The organism is Herbaspirillum sp. C7C2 (assembly GCF_022627865.1).
Taxonomy (GTDB): Bacteria; Pseudomonadota; Gammaproteobacteria; order Burkholderiales; family Burkholderiaceae_D; genus Herbaspirillum; species Herbaspirillum frisingense.
In genome coordinates, this window is the sequence record NZ_JABXGI010000095.1 from 1 (window position 1) to 239 (window position 239).

Genomic DNA, 239 nt, shown 5'->3' on the forward strand with positions numbered 1-239 from the left:
TCGCAGTAGCGTGGGAGCATGACCGCTCCCGTTGATCCGACAGCCACTTCCGCCTGGTCCGAGCTCACCGCCCTGCACGGTGCGTTCACCCCCGATCTGCGCGGCTGGTTCGCCGCCGACGCCGACCGCGCGCAGTCGCTCTCGTTCGCCCTGGCCGACCTGCATGTCGACCTCTCGAAGAATCTCCTCACCGAGGAGGTGCTCGCCGCCCTGCTTCGTCTGGCCGAGCAGACGGGTGT

The 239-nt window shown here is 68.6% G+C and carries 1 pseudogene; it reads left to right on the plus strand.

Annotated elements, in window-relative coordinates:
• Positions 1–18: 18 nt before the first annotated feature.
• A pseudogene (locus tag HWE04_RS24385) lies at positions 19–239 on the plus strand (glucose-6-phosphate isomerase); the annotation flags it as partial.